At 35.0% G+C, this 17,841-nt stretch carries 20 protein-coding genes; 11 read left to right on the forward strand and 9 right to left on the reverse strand.

The genetic code is table 11. The annotated features are described in order from the left end of the window. Positions 1-88 precede the first annotated feature (88 nt). The 3 genes from pflB to ACLBXA_RS23970 all read left to right on the forward strand — a co-directional run bounded on the left by pflB (position 89) and on the right by ACLBXA_RS23970 (position 4,719). On the forward strand, positions 89-2,338 hold the full coding sequence (gene pflB / locus ACLBXA_RS23960) for a formate C-acetyltransferase (protein ID WP_000195467.1): 2,250 nt from the start codon (positions 89-91) through the stop codon (positions 2,336-2,338). Between the two features lie 69 nt (positions 2,339-2,407). Further along, on the forward strand, positions 2,408-3,139 hold the full coding sequence (pflA, locus tag ACLBXA_RS23965; protein ID WP_000238468.1) for a pyruvate formate-lyase-activating protein: 732 nt from the start codon (positions 2,408-2,410) through the stop codon (positions 3,137-3,139). 413 nt (positions 3,140-3,552) lie between these two features. Continuing rightward, the gene (locus ACLBXA_RS23970) at positions 3,553-4,719 is read left to right on the forward strand and encodes a diglucosyl diacylglycerol synthase (protein WP_000594686.1); all 1,167 of its coding nucleotides are present in this window, start codon (positions 3,553-3,555) and stop codon (positions 4,717-4,719) included. Positions 4,720-5,087: 368 nt separating this feature from the next. On the opposite strand, the gene ACLBXA_RS23975 is transcribed toward ACLBXA_RS23970, so the two are convergent. The 4 genes from ACLBXA_RS23975 to ACLBXA_RS23990 all read right to left on the reverse strand — a co-directional run bounded on the left by ACLBXA_RS23975 (position 5,088) and on the right by ACLBXA_RS23990 (position 8,291). Beyond that, positions 5,088-5,207: a YfhE family protein gene (locus ACLBXA_RS23975; protein ID WP_000358482.1), complete on the reverse strand. Its 120-nt coding sequence runs from the start codon at positions 5,205-5,207 to the stop codon at positions 5,088-5,090. A gap of 109 nt (positions 5,208-5,316) precedes the next feature. After that, positions 5,317-5,874, reverse strand: a complete 558-nt coding sequence (locus ACLBXA_RS23980; RefSeq protein ID WP_000914737.1) for a GNAT family N-acetyltransferase — start codon at positions 5,872-5,874, stop codon at positions 5,317-5,319. Positions 5,875-6,115: 241 nt separating this feature from the next. Next, positions 6,116-7,246: an amidohydrolase gene (locus ACLBXA_RS23985; RefSeq protein ID WP_000698293.1), complete on the reverse strand. Its 1,131-nt coding sequence runs from the start codon at positions 7,244-7,246 to the stop codon at positions 6,116-6,118. A 139-nt stretch (positions 7,247-7,385) separates the two neighbouring features. Continuing rightward, positions 7,386-8,291, reverse strand: a complete 906-nt coding sequence (locus ACLBXA_RS23990) for a TIGR01777 family oxidoreductase (RefSeq protein WP_000684387.1) — start codon at positions 8,289-8,291, stop codon at positions 7,386-7,388. 81 nt (positions 8,292-8,372) lie between these two features. On the opposite strand from ACLBXA_RS23990, the gene recX reads away from it, so the two are divergent. Both recX and ACLBXA_RS24000 read left to right on the forward strand, forming a co-directional pair. Then, positions 8,373-9,185 carry a recombination regulator RecX gene (recX, locus tag ACLBXA_RS23995; protein ID WP_447617558.1) on the forward strand — a complete coding sequence of 271 codons (813 nt, stop codon included), beginning with the start codon at positions 8,373-8,375 and terminating at the stop codon, positions 9,183-9,185. A gap of 13 nt (positions 9,186-9,198) precedes the next feature. Beyond that, positions 9,199-9,516, forward strand: a complete 318-nt coding sequence (locus tag ACLBXA_RS24000; protein ID WP_001057028.1) for a YfhH family protein — start codon at positions 9,199-9,201, stop codon at positions 9,514-9,516. Positions 9,517-9,580: 64 nt separating this feature from the next. Here the strand turns inward: ACLBXA_RS24000 and ACLBXA_RS24005 are convergent, their stop codons facing one another. Continuing rightward, a complete protein-coding gene (locus ACLBXA_RS24005) occupies positions 9,581-9,733 on the reverse strand; it encodes a YpzG family protein (RefSeq protein WP_000122093.1) in 153 nt (50 codons plus the stop codon). A gap of 46 nt (positions 9,734-9,779) precedes the next feature. Then, positions 9,780-9,938, reverse strand: a complete 159-nt coding sequence (locus tag ACLBXA_RS24010) for a small, acid-soluble spore protein K (RefSeq protein WP_000517891.1) — start codon at positions 9,936-9,938, stop codon at positions 9,780-9,782. 122 nt (positions 9,939-10,060) lie between these two features. On the opposite strand from ACLBXA_RS24010, the gene ACLBXA_RS24015 reads away from it, so the two are divergent. Beyond that, complete coding sequence (locus ACLBXA_RS24015; protein ID WP_000998159.1) at positions 10,061-10,327, forward strand: YfhJ family protein; 267 nt, start codon at positions 10,061-10,063, stop codon at positions 10,325-10,327. Between the two features lie 24 nt (positions 10,328-10,351). Here the strand turns inward: ACLBXA_RS24015 and ACLBXA_RS24020 are convergent, their stop codons facing one another. Next, positions 10,352-11,332, reverse strand: coding sequence for a metal-dependent hydrolase (locus ACLBXA_RS24020; protein ID WP_447617559.1), 981 nt, complete (start codon positions 11,330-11,332; stop codon positions 10,352-10,354). 149 nt (positions 11,333-11,481) lie between these two features. Here ACLBXA_RS24020 and mutY point away from each other — a divergent pair, with 149 nt between their 5' ends. Continuing rightward, positions 11,482-12,579, forward strand: a complete 1,098-nt coding sequence (gene mutY / locus ACLBXA_RS24025) for an A/G-specific adenine glycosylase (RefSeq protein WP_000171380.1) — start codon at positions 11,482-11,484, stop codon at positions 12,577-12,579. A 34-nt stretch (positions 12,580-12,613) separates the two neighbouring features. Here the strand turns inward: mutY and ACLBXA_RS24030 are convergent, their stop codons facing one another. After that, the gene (locus ACLBXA_RS24030; protein ID WP_000275441.1) at positions 12,614-12,838 is read right to left on the reverse strand and encodes a hypothetical protein; all 225 of its coding nucleotides are present in this window, start codon (positions 12,836-12,838) and stop codon (positions 12,614-12,616) included. Between the two features lie 125 nt (positions 12,839-12,963). On the opposite strand from ACLBXA_RS24030, the gene ACLBXA_RS24035 reads away from it, so the two are divergent. The 4 genes from ACLBXA_RS24035 (at position 12,964) to ACLBXA_RS24050 (ending at position 16,424) form a co-directional block, all read left to right on the forward strand. Next, positions 12,964-13,245, forward strand: a complete 282-nt coding sequence (locus tag ACLBXA_RS24035) for a gamma-type small acid-soluble spore protein (protein WP_000039034.1) — start codon at positions 12,964-12,966, stop codon at positions 13,243-13,245. Between the two features lie 187 nt (positions 13,246-13,432). Beyond that, entirely contained in the window at positions 13,433-13,693 is a 261-nt protein-coding gene (locus ACLBXA_RS24040; RefSeq protein ID WP_000997574.1) for a YgaB family protein, read from the forward strand. A gap of 385 nt (positions 13,694-14,078) precedes the next feature. After that, positions 14,079-14,609, forward strand: coding sequence for a nucleoside tri-diphosphate phosphatase (gene ntdP / locus ACLBXA_RS24045; RefSeq protein WP_000506625.1), 531 nt, complete (start codon positions 14,079-14,081; stop codon positions 14,607-14,609). 54 nt (positions 14,610-14,663) lie between these two features. Further along, positions 14,664-16,424 (forward strand): ABC transporter ATP-binding protein, encoded by a 1,761-nt coding sequence (locus tag ACLBXA_RS24050; RefSeq protein WP_086389644.1) that lies wholly within the window; start codon positions 14,664-14,666, stop codon positions 16,422-16,424. 14 nt (positions 16,425-16,438) lie between these two features. Here the strand turns inward: ACLBXA_RS24050 and ACLBXA_RS24055 are convergent, their stop codons facing one another. Further along, positions 16,439-17,527 (reverse strand): aromatic acid exporter family protein, encoded by a 1,089-nt coding sequence (locus ACLBXA_RS24055; RefSeq protein ID WP_447617560.1) that lies wholly within the window; start codon positions 17,525-17,527, stop codon positions 16,439-16,441. Positions 17,528-17,841 lie beyond the last annotated feature (314 nt).

The following is a 17,841-nucleotide window of genomic DNA, read 5'->3' on the forward strand; positions in this document are numbered from 1 at the left end:
ACTTTCTTAAAAAAGTAGTATTCTAAGTGTGTAAGCTGTTATATAAAAAATCTTAGTCCTGTACTAATCAAAAATGGAGGAGATTAGGATGACTCAAGTATTAGAAAATGTTAAAAACGCATGGGAAAACTTTAAAGGTGAAAAATGGAAAGCAGAGATTGATGTTCGCGATTTCATTTTAAATAATGTAAACGTTTTCGAAGGAGACGAATCTTTCTTAGCAGAAGCAACTGAAGCAACGAAACAACTTTGGGATCAAGTAATGGATTTAACAACAAAAGAACGTGAAAACGGTGGCGTTCTTGATATGGATACAAAAATTGTTTCTTCTATTACATCACATGACCCAGGATACTTAAATAAAGATATTGAAAAGGTAGTCGGTTTCCAAACTGATAAACCATTTAAACGTTCTTTACAACCATATGGTGGTATTCGTATGGCGGAGCAAGCTTGTGAATCTTATGGATACGAAATGGACAAAGAACTTAGTCGTATTTTTAGAGATTGGAGAAAAACTCATAACCAAGGTGTATTTGATGCCTATACACCAGAAATGAGAAATGCACGTAAATCAGGCGTTATTACTGGTCTTCCAGATGCATACGGTCGTGGACGCATTATCGGTGACTATCGACGCGTAGCATTATATGGTATTGATCATTTAATTGAAGCGAAAAAAGCTGATTTAAATTTAACTGGCGGTGTAATGAGCGAAGATACAATGCGTTTACGCGAAGAATTATCTGAGCAAATGCGTGCACTTCAAGAACTAAAACAAATGGCTGCTTCTCATGGTTTCGATATTTCTAAACCAGCAACAAATGCACAAGAAGCGTTCCAATGGTTATACTTCGCATATCTTGCGGCGATTAAAGAGCAAAACGGAGCTGCAATGAGTCTTGGACGTACTTCTACATTCTTAGATATTTACATTGAAAGAGATTTAGCAAATGGTACTTTAACAGAAGAAGAAGTACAAGAAATTGTAGATCACTTCATTATGAAATTACGTCTTGTGAAATTCGCAAGAACACCTGATTATAATGAATTATTCTCTGGTGACCCAACTTGGGTAACTGAATCTATCGGTGGTATTGCATTAGATGGTCGTCCATTAGTAACAAAGAACTCATTCCGTTTCTTGCATACATTAGATAATTTAGGACCAGCTCCAGAACCGAATTTAACAGTTCTTTGGTCTAAACAATTACCAGAGAACTTTAAAAACTACTGTGCGAAAATGTCCATCAAAACATCAGCAATTCAATATGAAAATGATGACATTATGCGTGCTGATTACGGCGATGATTACGGAATTGCTTGTTGTGTATCTGCAATGAGAATCGGTAAGCAAATGCAGTTCTTCGGAGCTCGTGCAAACTTAGCGAAAGCATTATTATATGCGATTAACGGTGGTAAAGATGAAAAATCAAAAGCACAAGTTGGTCCTGAGTACGCACCAATTACTTCTGAAGTATTAAATTACGAAGAAGTTATGCATAAGTTTGATATGACAATGGAATGGTTAGCGGGTCTATATTTAAACACACTAAATGTTATCCATTACATGCATGATAAATATAGCTATGAACGTATTGAAATGGCACTTCATGATACGAATGTTCTTCGTACAATGGCAACAGGTATCGCGGGTCTATCTGTAGTAGCAGACTCATTAAGTGCAATTAAATACGCACAAGTAAAACCAATCCGTGATGAAAACGGTATTGCAGTGGACTTCGAAATTGAAGGAGACTTCCCTAAATACGGTAACAATGATGATCGTGTAGATGAAATCGCTGTAAATCTCGTGAAAACATTTATGAATAAACTTCGTAAACATAAAACATATCGTAATTCCGTTCATACAATGTCAATTTTAACTATTACATCTAACGTTGTATACGGTAAGAAAACTGGTAACACTCCAGATGGACGCCGTACTGGAGAACCATTTGCACCAGGTGCAAATCCAATGCACGGACGTGATACAAAAGGTGCATTAGCTTCATTATTATCTGTAGCTAAATTACCATATGAAGATGCACAAGATGGTATTTCTAATACATTCTCTATTATTCCAAAAGCACTTGGTAAAGAAGATGATGTACAAGTACGTAACTTAGTATCTATGCTTGATGGCTATGCAGTAAAAGAAGGCCATCACTTAAATATTAACGTATTTAATCGTGAAACATTAATGGATGCAATGGAACATCCTGAGAAATATCCACAATTAACAATTCGCGTATCTGGTTACGCTGTAAACTTTATTAAATTAACTCGTGAACAACAAATTGATGTAATTAACCGTACAATGCATGAAAGCATGTAAATGAAAAAAGTGTCCCTTCGCTCTTAATATATAGCGAAGGGAGGCTGTTTCAATAAAGGAGGAAGTAACATGGTAAAAGGAAGAATACATTCTGTAGAGTCTTGTGGTACTGTTGATGGCCCAGGGATTCGTTATGTCATATTTACACAAGGGTGTTTATTACGTTGTCAATATTGTCATAATGCTGATACTTGGGAAATCGGTAAAGGTAAAGAAATAACAGTTGAAGAAGTGATGCAGGATGTGACATGTTACCTTCCATTTATTGAAGCCTCCGGAGGCGGTATAACAGTTAGCGGTGGAGAGCCATTATTACAGCTAGACTTTTTAATTGAGTTGTTTAAAAAGTGTAAAGAGGCTGGTATCCATACAACAATCGACTCTTCTGGTGGTTGTTATTCTGAGGAACCAGAATTCCAAAGTAAGCTAGATATTTTAATGGATTATACAGATTTAGTTTTATTGGATTTGAAACATATCGATTCCAAAAAGCATCGTAAATTAACAGGGAAACCAAATGAACATATTTTACAATTCGCTCGTTATTTATCGAATAAGGATAAACCGATTTGGGTACGACACGTATTAGTTCCTGGTGTTACGGATAATGAAGAGGATCTACAAAAACTATCTAGCTTTATTCAAAGTCTGTCTAATGTTCAAAAAGTTGAAGTGTTACCATATCACAAGCTTGGTGTATATAAATGGGAGGCGCTTGGACATAAGTATCCACTCGCAAATGTAGAACCACCTACTGAGAAAAATGTAGAACATGCTAAACATATTTTACAAGCGGTCTAATCCAAATATTGGATTAGGCTTTTTGCTTTCTTTACAATAAAATCTAGAGTATATATTGATAAAAGAGTATACTGAAAGTAGAATATCCATAATTTTGTACGGAATAAGTGGAGAAATTTACATAATTGTAAAGGGAAATCAAAATAGTAAAAAGAATTAAGAAGTAAAAGAGTGAGTATCATGGAATAGAGAACATTTGTAAGTTATTGCGAAAGCTCTTATAGGAAAGTATAATGTAAAGATATGAGCACAGATAGGATTAAGGGGTCAATCTTATATGCTTTGCATATCCACGACAGGTACATAGCTGAAAAGGGAATTATTAGAATCTGTTTATGTAATTTTTAAGGAAAATGTTTTTCCTATTGTCGTATATGCAATATGGAGAAACAAAAAGCTAGGAGTGGATTTGTTTGATAAAAAACCCCAAGGTTTTAATATTAACTGCACATTACGGTAATGGTCATGTGCAAGTAGCAAAAACATTAGAACAAACATTTCGCCAAAAAGGAATTGAAGATGTTATTGTATGCGACTTGTTTGGAGAATCACATCCATTTATAACTGACATTACAAAATATTTATATTTAAAAAGTTATACAATAGGAAAAGAATTATATCGTTTGTTTTATTACGGGGTAGAAAAAATTTATGATAAGAAAATAGCATCTTGGTATGCGAACTTTGGAAGAAAACGTTTGAAAACACTGTTACAGGTGGAGAAACCAGATATTGTAATTAATACATTTCCAATTATCGCTGTACCAGAATTGAAGAAACAAACAGGGATTTCAATTCCTGTCTATAACGTATTAACTGATTTTTGCGTGCACAAAATATGGATTCATCGAGAAGTAGATCGTTATTTTGTTGCAACGGATCACGTGAAAGAATTGATGGTTGATATCGGTGTACCTGCGGAACAAATTGTTGAAACAGGAATTCCAATTCGGAGTAGTTTTGAGTTAAAGGTAAATCCAGACATCATATATAATAAATATCAGTTATGTAAGAATAAAAAGATTTTACTAATTGTAGCAGGTGCTCATGGGGTATTAGGAAATGTAAAAGAACTATGCCAATCATTTATGTCAGTGCCTAATTTACAAGTAGTTGTCGTTTGTGGGAAAAATGAAGCTTTAAAACAGGATTTATTAAGTTTACAGAATCAAAATTCCGATGCATTAAAAGTGTTTGGGTATGTTGAAAATATTGATGAATTATTCCGAGTTACTTCGTGTATGATTACGAAGCCAGGCGGAATAACATTAAGTGAAGCAGCAGCGTTGCAAGTACCTGTCATTTTATATAAACCTGTTCCAGGACAAGAAAATGAAAATGCGATGTACTTTGAAAAAAAAGGAGCAGCAGTTGTCATTCGCGATGATAGTGAGGTTTTTGCAAAAACAGAGGCATTATTACAAGATGATGTGAAGCTTCTTCAAATGAAAGAAGCAATGAAAAGCATCTATCTTCCAGAGCCAGCTGGTCATATTGTAGATGCAATTTTGGCAGAAAATCATGCAGAACCGCGGCATATACCTATTAAATCACCTGCTCTTGCACAATCTTTTACTTAATATGAAACCCTCTTTGTATATGTAAAGAGGGTTCTTTATTATTTTCAAAGAAAATTCAGCTAGTTATCCACAAAAGGATTGCGCTTTCATTAAACAGTAAAGTCGGAATATTAACAACTATATCCACATTGTCCACAATTTTTAGAAAAATATCCACAATTAAAACAGCTGATATATACTTTAATATAGAAAAATATTAAATGTTTTTGAAAATTACTAACAATTTCGTTGGTTTTGTGGATAAAGTTGTCCACAGCAAAAAGGACCCTTATGTATAAGGGTCCTTTTTGCTTACTTCTATCAGTCGAGAAAATTATGTAATGAAAATGAATAATTAGGGGGGAAACTTCTAATTATTCATTTTCACTTTAAATGCTTTTCGAGCGATATCCTGCTGCACGATCTGCTTTTTGAAATTCTCGTTGATAGAGAACTTCTTGTGTACTAGATAATGTATTTTTTGCTTTATCACGTTTCTTTTTATCCATTACAAATCACCTCGTGTCTTAAAGTTACTATTTATCGTTTCCAAAGACATGAGGGGATATACGCATATGGAAAATGTTAATGATTGATTATCATTTCAGAAAATTTAGATTATGCTTCTTTTAATTGATGAGCATCTTGGAAGGTTGTATCTCGCATTGTAGCAAGTGTGTATTGATCTTTTGGAATTTCATATAAGTTATATACTTCTTCGTTTGCGTTAATTTCATCATATACGGCTTTTCTTGTTTCGTTTGCTAGATTTACATATTGCAGTTTTTCTGCAGCTTTAATAGAACGAATATTTATTTTACGAATACGCATGAAGATTGTTTCAATATCTAATTCATAGAAAAGTTCACTAAAAAATGAATCTTTTGCTAATTTATTATAGCCTTTTCCATGATATGGTTTGCCGAGCCATGTCCCGAGAAACCCAGCTTTTTCTTGCACATCAAATAAAGTAATTGTTCCGATGGGGTTACCCCATTCATCTAAAATTGTGCGTGAAATTAATTCACCACGCTCTTCAGCTTCAATTGTTTGTTTCGTTAAGAATAAATATTCTTCATAAGAATAAGCCTTTTGACGCACAAAAGGGAAGACAGCTGGATCCACCATTAACTCGTATAGAACGTGGCTGTCGTGTAAGTCGCGTTTTTTCAACATACTAACTCCTCCTCACACGAGGGTAGCATGACGAAAAAACACCCCACCCTCGAAATTTTTATATCAATCTTTAAAAAATTTCGGGGTGGGAATCGAACCCACTAGAACCAGTTTCTAACGCTGGTGGCGCACCATTTGCCTTCCCCATTCATCAATTTGAAAATGATAATCACGACACAAATTGATTATGGTTTCATTCAGTTTATAATCGTATAATACTTTATCTAGTCAAAAAAATAAACTAGTTTTTTTTATTTTTTTTGTAAATTATTTTTCCATCAATCATAGTTAGTACAGGCTTGGCTAAATAATGAAAAGGATGATGAGTCCATAACACGAGATCGGCGTCTTTTCCAACCTCGATACTTCCAATTCTATCCTCTAAACGCAAATTTCGCGCTGGGAATATGGTGATTCCTTCTAGTGCTGTTTTCTCATCTAACCCTTCTCTTACTGCAACAGCAGCACAAATATTTAAATATTGAATGGGTGTATAAGGATGGTCTGTCGTTATAGAAACTTCCACACCATTTTTGGATAATATATGGTAAGTATCCCATGTCTTGTTTTTTAGTTCGATTTTAGAACGGCGTGTCAGAGTGGGACCAACTGAAACCTTCAAATTGTGTTTCGAAAGCTCTTCAACAAGAAAGTGTCCTTCTGTACAATGTTCAATACGTAGATCGAGGTTGAATTCCGTTGCAAAGCGTAGCGCAGAACTAATATCATCTGCTCGGTGAGCGTGGATACGTACGGGTATTTCACGACGTAATGCTTTTAAAATAGGAAGCATTCGAAAATCAGCTTCGTGCCCGTAGTGTTGTGCTTCATAGAATGATTCCCGTAGTAACCCCATAATCCCCATACGTGTTATGGATTCTTTCGTTCCATTACTATGGACCTTTTTAGGATTTTCTCCAAAGGCAATCTTTAAACCAGCAGGTTCTTGAATAATCATATGATCAATACAAGTTCCAGCTGTTTTTATTACACAAGTAGTACCCCCGATAATATTTTGACTACCAGGCATAACGTGAACGGTTGTAATTCCATTTTGCACAGCGTCTTGAAAGGCAATATCGAAAGGGTGGATACCATCTAAAGAACGAATATGTGGTGTTGAAACTTCAGATGTTTCATTGGCATCATTTCCAGCCCAACCAGTACCTTCATCATAGAGACCAAGGTGAGTATGGACATCAATAAAGCCAGGTAAGAGATGGAGTGCCCGTGCATCTATAACGGTCATATCTTGAGTAGGTTGAATAAAAGGTTTGACCTCGGTAATTCGCTCTTCTGTAACGAGTACATCGCCTTGAAACTTTGGAGATGTAATAGGGTATACAATGGCTTGTTTGAGCAATATTTTCATAGGTACCTCATTTCTGTTACTTTATAATGCTAATGGAAGTTAAGGGAAAGTAACTGAAAGGTTATTTGTATGGTAATGCTTCGGATCCTAGAAAATGAAAGTTTTAAAAGGGCCCATGTAAAATTTTGTTTTAGAAGTACTACATTGTATGCGAAAGTATATTTTGTAATGCATGGTCTATTGCCGGAAATGTGTATTGGTATCCATGTTTAATTGCTTTAATAGGTAATACATGTTGCCCTTCTAGTACAAGTATGCTCATCTCACCTAATAAGGCGTGAAGCATAAATGAAGGGACAGGCAGCCAATGTGGTTTTCTCGTTGCGACAGCGATGGTTTTTCCAAATTCCTTCATTCTTATAGGTGTTGGTGCTGTCATATTAAGAGGGCCATCAATTTCTTTTTTGTGTATGATGAAATCCATCATACGAACGACATCGTCTATATGAATCCATGATAACCATTGCTTCCCAGAACCAATGGTGCCGCCGATATAGAATTGATAGGGAAGTAACATCTTTGGCAAGGCTCCGCCATCTGCACCTAATACAACGCCAAATCTTGTGTAAATTGTTCTTATTCCGAGAGAACATGCTTTAGCTGCTTCTTGCTCCCATAAAAATACTGTTTCTGCTAAAAAATCATTTCCGGGAGTTTCTTGTTGCTCAGTAAAAGACTCTATTTCAGATGTTCCGTAGTATCCAATAGCACTTGCATTAATAAATGTATGTGGTTTTGTTTCCATTACTTGTAGTTGTTGAATAAGTCCTTTTGTTGTTTGAATTCTACTGTTTAATATTGTTTCTTTTTGTTTTTTTGTCCATCTACTATTGATAGATTCTCCAGCTAGATTAATGACTACATCGATAGAGGAGAGTGGAAAGGTAGATAAATCTGGTGTCCAGTGTACGTATTGAAGGTTATGGTTTGAGGTTCTAGTAGTTTTCTTTCGAGTAAGAATGTAGACCATATATCCTTTTTGAATAAAAAAAGTAGAGAGGTATTTACCAATAAAACCAGTGCCACCAGAAATTGCGATTTTCATAATCATTTCCTCCTCATTATATATATTCTTGAAAAGAAAAAATGTTCCTCGACTATGTTAAAATAATAGGGAGGTGAGAGTATGGCTATCATTACAAAAATAGAAGTACAAAAGCGATCGAAAGAACGATTTAATATTTATATTGATAAAGGCCAAGGTGAAGAGTACGGGTTTAGTGTGGATCAAGTAATCTTAATGAAACATGGATTACAAAAAGGCTTAGAAATTGATGAAATAGAGTTAGGAAATATTTTGTACAATGAAGAGGTACAAAAAGCATATTTACAAGCAATCTCCTATTTATCCTATCAAATGAGAACAAAACAAGAAATAGAAGATTTTTTACGAAAAAAAGAAGTGGGACAGGCCATCATCTCTGAAGTCGTTTCTAAATTATTACATGACCGATATATTAATGATAAAGAGTACGCGGTTTTATATACGCGAACGCAAAGTAATGTGAATCGAAAAGGTCCAACTGTTATTAAAAGAGAGTTGTTAAATAAAGGTGTTCAGGATTTAATTATTATGCATAGTTTACAAGAATATCCGAAGGAAAAGCAAATTGAGAATGCCTTGTTTCTCATAGAAAAGAAAAAAAAATCTTATCAAAAGCATTCTTTTTTACAAATGAAGCTAAAGTTGGATGAGATGCTTGTTCGAAAAGGGTATTCTAGAGAAGTAATTCAAATTTGTTTGGAAGAATTGAAAGACGAAAGAGATGACGAAAAGCAACAAGAAGCGTTACACTATCATGGGAATAAGTATTATGAGAAATATAAGAAGTATGATGGATGGACATTTGAAAACAAGATGAAACAAGCGTTATATCGAAAAGGATTCTCTATTGATGAGATAGAGATATTTTTACAAATGAAACGTGAAGAGGGATGAGGGGAATAATGAGATGAATATGCCAAAACGCTACAGTGAAATGACACCACATGAGCTTAGAGAAGAAATTGGGGATTTGAAGGAGCAAGCAATAAAGGCTGAACAGCTTGGAATTGTAAATGAGTTCGATGTATTAATGAGAAAGATGGCAATGGCTCGCGCTTATATGACTGATATAAACAAATTCCATATTGGTGAAACATATGAATTAATAGAAGAACCTGGTATATTATTTAAAATTACTTACTTCAATGGGGTATTCGCTTGGGGTTATAAACAAAATGATAATGAAGAGATTGGAATACCAATTTCCTTATTGCAAGAAAAATAAAAACCAGAGAGCAAATATCTCTCTGGTTTTCATCTTTGGTAGGCGTTAAAGGAGATAGGAGATTCTAAAATTGGCGTTTTTTACATTCGTTGGCCAATATAATGAGAGACTGGGTTTGCTGCGTCTGTCCGTTAACTTGCGCTTTCGCATGTTTCGGACGAGTCCACGTATGGTTAAATAATTCAGAACGACTATCTAAACGATCACGGTAGCTCATCTTTATCACCTCGTGTAGGAAGTTAATTTTTTAGGTTGTAACTGTATTACTCTTCCTGCTGATTTGCAGCACGCATACGTTCTTGTGGGTGCGTGTTAATTGTGCCGTTAGGTCGCTTCGAAGCGAAGCGTGATTTCGCTTTCGGCTGACCGTCGATTTTGCTGTTGTTTTTTGACTCAGACCAAAATTCGGCTTGTTTACCCATTGCGAACGCCCTCCTCATCATCAGTTGATACCTCTTTAAGAAGTATCACTTATAGAATGTGCAAAACAGAAGAAACTATCCTTTAGAAATGAAGGGATAAATAGGGAAAAGGAGATTAGAACATGAATGATATTTATGAAGCATTAACGAAAGAATTATTAGATAAGAATGACAAGCTTTCTTACGGACAAGCACGTGCGTGGGTTGAATTACTTTGGGAAGATTTTCAAACAACTTATGCAAAATCAGGGCGTTATCAAGGTGAGGAAATGACTGAGCAAGTGGTACGATCATGGATTAATAATCATGGTGTACGCCTTCATGAAATGCGTACAAATAATCCGAAGTATAGCCATTTAATTAATCAAGAAGATCATTTGAAACATTAAAAAAAGCGACTTAAGTCGCTTTTTTTAATGTGGAAGTAATTCCAGCTTTTTTCGAAGTTTTTCTTCACTAAAAATCCATCCTGTATAGGAACTAATAATATTTAAATTATGGTCGAGCTGAACAATCGCGACAAATGGATAATAATCTTTACTGCGATACCGTAAATCAATGAATCGTACTTCATAATAATAATCATGATCAAAAATATCCCAGCGATATACAGGAGAGAAAGATAGGAAGGCCGAGATGTTTTCATCTTGTTTAGCTGCTCGCATAATATCATTTTCTGGGAACGGTACCCGATCGAATTTGTCATATATCATGATGTTACCACGGTGCCATCTCGCAACGTAGTAATAATCAGCTGTAACGACTGCTAAATGATAATGATAAAATCGGTAAGAAGGAGAAATGATAATCTTTTCGACATTTTTGAAACGTTTGTGTACAACGCTTCTTATATTTCGGTGCATCATAACCCGTCCGATATAGTAAATAATCATTAATATATATGCTGCTAAGGCTGTGTATCCTTTATGAGAACCGACGAGCATGCAAGCAATTGCAAGTATATGGATAAAGAAAATTACGGTATCAAATGTATTAATCACGCCGAGTGCGACCCATTTTTTTGTGAAAGGCCGTAATGCTTGTGTACCATAGGCGTTAAAAATATCGACAAAGACGTGAAGGAAGACTGCAATAAATGACCAAAGTAGTAGATGAAGATATGGAGCGTCTGAAAAGAAGGCGAAAGAGATGCCACTTATAAGAAATGACCAAAGAATTACCGCGGGAATGGAATGAGTAACTCCGCGATGATTTCTTATATATTTAGCGTTATTACGCAATTTTAAAACTGTGTCAATGTCAGGAATGTTGGAACCAGCAATTGTAGCAAGCATAACAGCTTGTGGGCCAATATCACTTTGTGCTATGGCTGGATCTAATGTTGCTAAGCTACCTAAAGTGATACCCATAACAAGGTGAGTGGCTGTGTCCATAAAAATCCACCTCCGTTTTTTATTAATGTAACTCTTTTTATTCGATACCTCAAGTCCTTTGCCTTCAATTTCCTATGTCATCTTACTTAAATTTTTTCCTAAAATCTTTATAATAGTACTTATATGCAAAAAAATGAGGGGGATCAAGTTTGACACTTGAAATACTAAAAAAATTTAATATAGAGCAGTTTCAAAATGATTTAATTGGTTGGTTTGAAGAGGAGCAGCGCGACTTACCATGGAGAAAAAATAAAGATCCATACCGCGTTTGGGTTTCTGAGATTATGTTACAGCAAACAAGAGTAGAAGCCGTAAAACCATATTACGCAAATTTTATGGGGAAGTTTCCTACACTTGAAGCGTTAGCGAACGCAGATGATGAAGAAGTATTAAAAGCATGGGAAGGTTTAGGATATTATTCTAGAGCACGTAATTTACATGCGGCAGTAAAAGAGGTAAAAGAAGTATACGGCGGGGTTGTACCAAGTGATGTAAAGAAAATTGAAAAGTTAAAAGGAGTCGGACCATATACAAAAGGTGCTATTTTAAGTATTGCATATGGTATACCAGAGCCGGCAGTTGATGGAAATGTTATGCGTGTATTATCTCGCATTTTATCAGTATGGGATGATATTGCAAAACCGAAGACTCGAAAAGTTTTTGAAGAGATTGTGCGTGAAATTATTTCAGTAGAAAACCCATCTTATTTTAATCAGGGATTGATGGAATTAGGTGCACTGATTTGTATTCCTAAAAATCCATCGTGCTTACTTTGTCCTGTACGTGAGCATTGCAGAGGATATGCTGAAGGTGTTCAAAAAGAATTACCAGTAAAAAGTAAAGCGAAAGCTCCTAAAATGGTACCTATTGTTGCAGGAGTACTTCAAACTGAAGACGGTCGTTACGTTATTAATAAACGTCCAAGTACAGGTTTGTTAGCTAATATGTGGGAGTTTCCTAATGCTGAACTTGGAGAAGGTATTCGAAATCAGAAGGAACAGCTTATAGATTATATGAAAGAAAAATTTGAACTCGCGGTTTCTATTGATGAATATGCAATGAATGTACAACATACGTTTACACATCGTACTTGGGATATATTTGTATTTTATGGAAAGGTAACTGGCAATATTGTTGATACAGATACATTGAAATTTGTATCGAAAGAAGCATTTGAGCAATTACCTTTTTCGAAATCGCATCGTACTATTTACGAAAATTGCGTGGAGAAAATTACAATACAATAAATAAAAAAGTGTTCCCAATCTAGGGAACACTTTTTTAGTCGTAAGAAATTTTTGTCCCATGAGTCCAACTAGCTTCACCTTCTTGTAAGCCGCCTCTTGATTCAATTTCTACTACAATTTCTTTGTAAATACTTTGACCTTCTGCATTTAAATAAGGCAGAATCTGTTGTAGTGAGTGATGAAAATAAGCTAATTCATCTTCTTTCCATTCATGTTTTGAAACCATTGTTAGTTCAGTCATATCGCGTCCTATATACATATTTCCACCTCCATTTCTTATAGTTTGAATAAGTAACAAAAGATATATGCGGAAATTATTCAAAATAAAATTACGGATAGCCTCTAAGTGAATTGGTTACATTATTGGTTGTGGAGGTGAGAAAGATGAGTAAAAAACAACAAGGTTATAACAAGGCAACTTCTGGTGCTAGCATTCAAAGTACAAATGCTAGTTATGGTACAGAGTTTGCGACTGAAACAAATGTACAAGCAGTAAAACAAGCAAACGCACAATCAGAAGCAAAGAAAGCACAAGCTTCTGGTGCACAAAGTGCAAACGCTAGCTATGGTACAGAATTTGCAACTGAAACAGACGTGCATGCTGTGAAAAAACAAAATGCTAAGTCAGCTGCAAAACAATCACAATCTTCTAGTTCAAACGAGTAATGAAAGAAAAACACTTCTCCAATTCGAGAGAAGTGTTTTCTTTGTGTGTGGATCTTTGTAATGAAAAGAAAATGAACGACATAACTTCTAATAAGTCAACAAATGTAGTCAAAGGAAAAGGAAGTTAACAATTAGAAATATGTAATTAGGAATAATAACTGATGAATAAGTCCAAAGGGGGTAAGTAATGAACGATTTTGATAAGTTGGTAGGGGAGCAATTAGAAACGATGGATGAGTTGTTAAAGTTACAAGCACATCTAGAGAAGTATCAACAAATTGAAATGAATGAAAAAGATATGTGCGATAAAAAGGAACTGCATTTTATCCGTCAGGAAATATATAGAACAGAAGTAGCGTTGAAGATGTTACATGAGAAATTTGAAGAACAAACAAATAGTGTAATCCAATCTTTTGCAACTGAAAAAATGATTTCAAATTTAGGATAAGATATATCATTGTCTCAGGTGAAAAGTCCTTCAAATAGAGAAGGGCTTTTTTTATTACATGTCCTCGTTTATCCCGCTATTTGCCGGGCAGTAAGACCCCCACCTCAAAATTCAGCGAAAGCAAAGAAGTTAGGTGGGGGGCGGGCTGCCCGTAAAAGCCCGATTGGTGAGGGCTGATTAAAGTTTCACTTTATAAATAATACAATACAAACCTTGTTTCCTGAGAAGATTGGGGATTATTGTATTCAACTATAAACCTCCTGCATATTCAGTGTGGAAAATAGAGTCTTATCCCTTTAGTTTTAAAATTTTGACAAAAAAGTTATAATAGAAAAAAAGTGAATGCCGTTCAAAGGGCATTTGCAGTTGAAAGAAGGGAGCATATATGGGATTTCCCAAAGAAGGAGAAAAAGTACAAATACATAGTTATAAACATAATGGCTCCATTCATAGAATGTGGGAAGAAACAACAATTTTAAAAGGGACACAGAGTCTTGTGATCGGAGCGAATGATCGTACAGTAGTTACAGAATCAGATGGTCGAACATGGATTACGCGCGAACCAGCAATTTGTTATTTTCATGCTAACTATTGGTTTAATGTGATTGGGATGCTTAGGGAGGATGGCGTATATTATTATTGCAATTTAAGCTCACCTTTTGCGTATGATTCTGAAGCATTAAAGTATATTGATTATGATTTAGATATTAAAGTGTATCCAGATATGACATATACGCTTCTAGATGAAGATGAGTATGAAAAACATAGTCAAATTATGCAGTATCCACCTGTTATAGATACAATTTTAAAACGAAATGTAGCACATTTAACACAGTGGATTCATCAAAGAAAAGGTCCATTCGCACCAGATTTCGTAGATATGTGGTATGAACGATATTTAATGTACAGAAATTAAAACAAACCTGCAGGGAATTTCCCGGCAGGTTTGTCCTATTAGAGGGGGGATTATGTGCAGGGCATAAAAAGATATTTACAATTTGTTAAACCATATCGATGGCTTATTGCTATTACAATTATTATTGGACTAGTTAAGTTCGGTATTCCACTTATTATGCCGTGGTTATTAAAGTATATTATCGATGATGTAATTCAAGGGGCGGGTTCACTTCAAGATAAAACATCTCAATTAATAACAGCGATTGGAATTGCTTTTTTTATTTTTGCGGTATTAAGACCACCGATTGAATATTATCGTCAATATTTCGCGCAACGTATCGCAAATACAATACTGTATGATTTGCGGAAGCATATTTTCGGTCACTTACAAAAGTTAAGCTTACGTTATTATTCGAATACGAAAACAGGGGAGATTATTTCACGGGTCATCCATGATGTAGAACAAACGAAAGATTTTGTAATTACAGGTTTGATGAACGTCTGGTTAGATACTGCAACAATTGCTATCGCTATCATTGTTATGTTTTCTATGAATATAAAATTAACATTTGTTGCGTTATTGATTTTACCTATTTATGTAATAGCAGTGAAATATTTTTTCGGACGTCTTCGGAAATTGACGAAAGAGCGTTCACAAGCGTTAGCGACGATGCAAGGGTATTTGCATGAACGTATTCAAGGAATGCAAGTGACACGTAGCTTTGCGTTAGAAGAGTATGAGGGGAAGCAGTTTGAAAAAAGAAATAATGAATTTTTAACGAAAGCATTAAACCATACAAGTTGGACGGCGAGAACATTTTCGGCAGTAAATACGTTAACCGATTTAGGTCCGTTACTTGTGATTGGTTTTGCAGCATATGAAGTAATTCAGGGGCAGTTAACGCTAGGGACGATGGTAGCCTTTGTTGGATATATGGATAGTTTATATAGTCCGCTTCGCCGCCTTGTTAATTCATCTACAACATTGACACAATCTTTTGCATCGATGGATCGTGTGTTTGAACTGTTAGATGAAAAATACGATATTGTTAATGTGCCAAATGCGATACAAACGAAAAAATTAAATGGAGAAATTGTATTTGATAATGTTTCTTTTCGTTATAATGCAGATGAAAAAGAGATATTACACAACTTGTCATTAACTATGCAGTCTGGAGAGAAAGTAGCGCTTGTAGGAGCGAGTGGAGGAGGGAAGTCATCTCTTGCTAGTTTGATCCCGCGTTTCTATGATGTTTCTGAAGGCACGGTTTATGTAGATGGCATAGATGTAAGGAAGTATAATATGAGAAATTTACGTAGTAATATTGGAATTGTACTGCAAGATAATTTATTGTTTAGCGATACAATTGAAGCTAATATTTTATATGGAAATCCGAAAGCTACAGAGAAAGAAGTGATTGCAGCTGCCAAAGCTGCGCAAATTCATGATTTTATTATAGATTTACCAGATGGTTATAATACTGTCGTTGGAGAACGTGGTGTGAAGCTATCGGGTGGGCAAAGGCAACGCGTGGCAATTGCACGCGTATTTCTAAAGAATCCGTCGGTACTTATATTGGATGAAGCAACTTCGGCTTTAGATTTAGAAAATGAAAGGTATATTCAAGAGGCGCTTCAGACGTTAGCTGCTGACCGGACAACGATTATAATTGCACATCGATTAGCGACAATTACGCATGTTGATACGATCATTTACATTGAAGACGGTCAGATTAAAGAAACCGGTTCTCATGAAGAGTTAATGCGAAAAAGAGGATTTTATTATAATTTATATCAACTTCAACATATAACAGAAACAGCTCCTTTAGCATAAAAGGAGCTGCTTTTTTATTCGTCTTCTTTTTTATCATCGATTTGGAGTTCTTTTTCTGGTTTATGGTATGTGTAGAAGCTATCTACAAGTAAATCTAAATGCTCTACTTCTTCACTATAGTTAATGATGGAAGAAATAAGAGGGAAGAGATGTAACCATGTTTTATATGCTTCTTCATCGTCCTTGTTTTGATATTCCATAAAGATATCAATTAATTCTTGTTTACCTGTTTCAACTTCATCAAGCATTTCAACTGATTGTTGTTTTTTTGCTTTACCAATAAATTTTAATAAAACTTGTTCATGATAATGCGTTAATGAATCAAGTTCGTTTTGGATAGATTCCTGAAATTCTTCCGGCATGTAGCGTAGTTCATTTTCAGTACGGTGTAATGATTTTAACGTACTTAAAGCACGGCTTGTTGTCGCTAACATTTGTCTGAATAAAACGAGCTTACGAATTTTTGCGAACTTTACTTTTTTCGTGTAGCTTCTTTCTTCTTTATACAGCAAATAGTAATGATTTAGTTTGATTATTTTTTCTTTCATACGATCAATATCAGTTTTTAGCGTTGTAAAATCAGAAGCCTGCCTGCTATTCATTCGAATCCATTTTACAATTTCTTCTGTATTATCAACGATACGATGATAAAGTTTTGTTTCATATTTCGGCGGCATAAATACTAAATTTACAAGTGAAGCCGCAATAATACCAATCATAATTGTCGCAAATCGAAGTAAGGCAAAACTAAAGAAGTCTTCGCCTTGATACTCCATAATGGCGATAACTGTTACTAAAGCAATTGATATTGTGTTTTCTAATCGTAATTGCAGTGTAAGAGCAATTACTAATATACATGTTAATCCAATAATAAAAGGATTATGTCCAAAAGCAGTAGCAAATGCGATAGCAAATATCGCACCGATTACATTTGCTTGAATCTGTTCAAGTGCGGTTAAATAAGAACGGTATACAGACGGTTGAACAGCAAAGATAGCTGAAATTCCCGCAAATACCGGACTCGGTAATTGAAGTAAAATACAAGCAAATAAAGCTAACGTGATGGCAATACCCGTTTTTAAAATGCGAGCACCAAGTTTCATACCCTTAATAAGATCCTTTCTCTTGTCATAATGAATGTACAACATGATACTATACATTCATTACAATATGTTAGCAAGTGATATTTTAGTGACGTTAAAAGAAATTAGTATTCATTTTATCCAGCTAATTGTGAACAGTAAGATTCCCGCCTCTAAATTCAGTAGCTGGATGCCGGTAAACGCTCAATTGCTGTAGGCTAATTAAAGTTTCACTTTATAATTTTTCCTAATTTCTTTTAAACATCAGTTTTTAGTAAAAAGACCTGCTGAATTTCAGCAGGTCTCAAATTGTTACTATAGATTACTATGAGAAG

It is taken from the genome of Bacillus sp. D48C, from assembly GCF_053345735.1.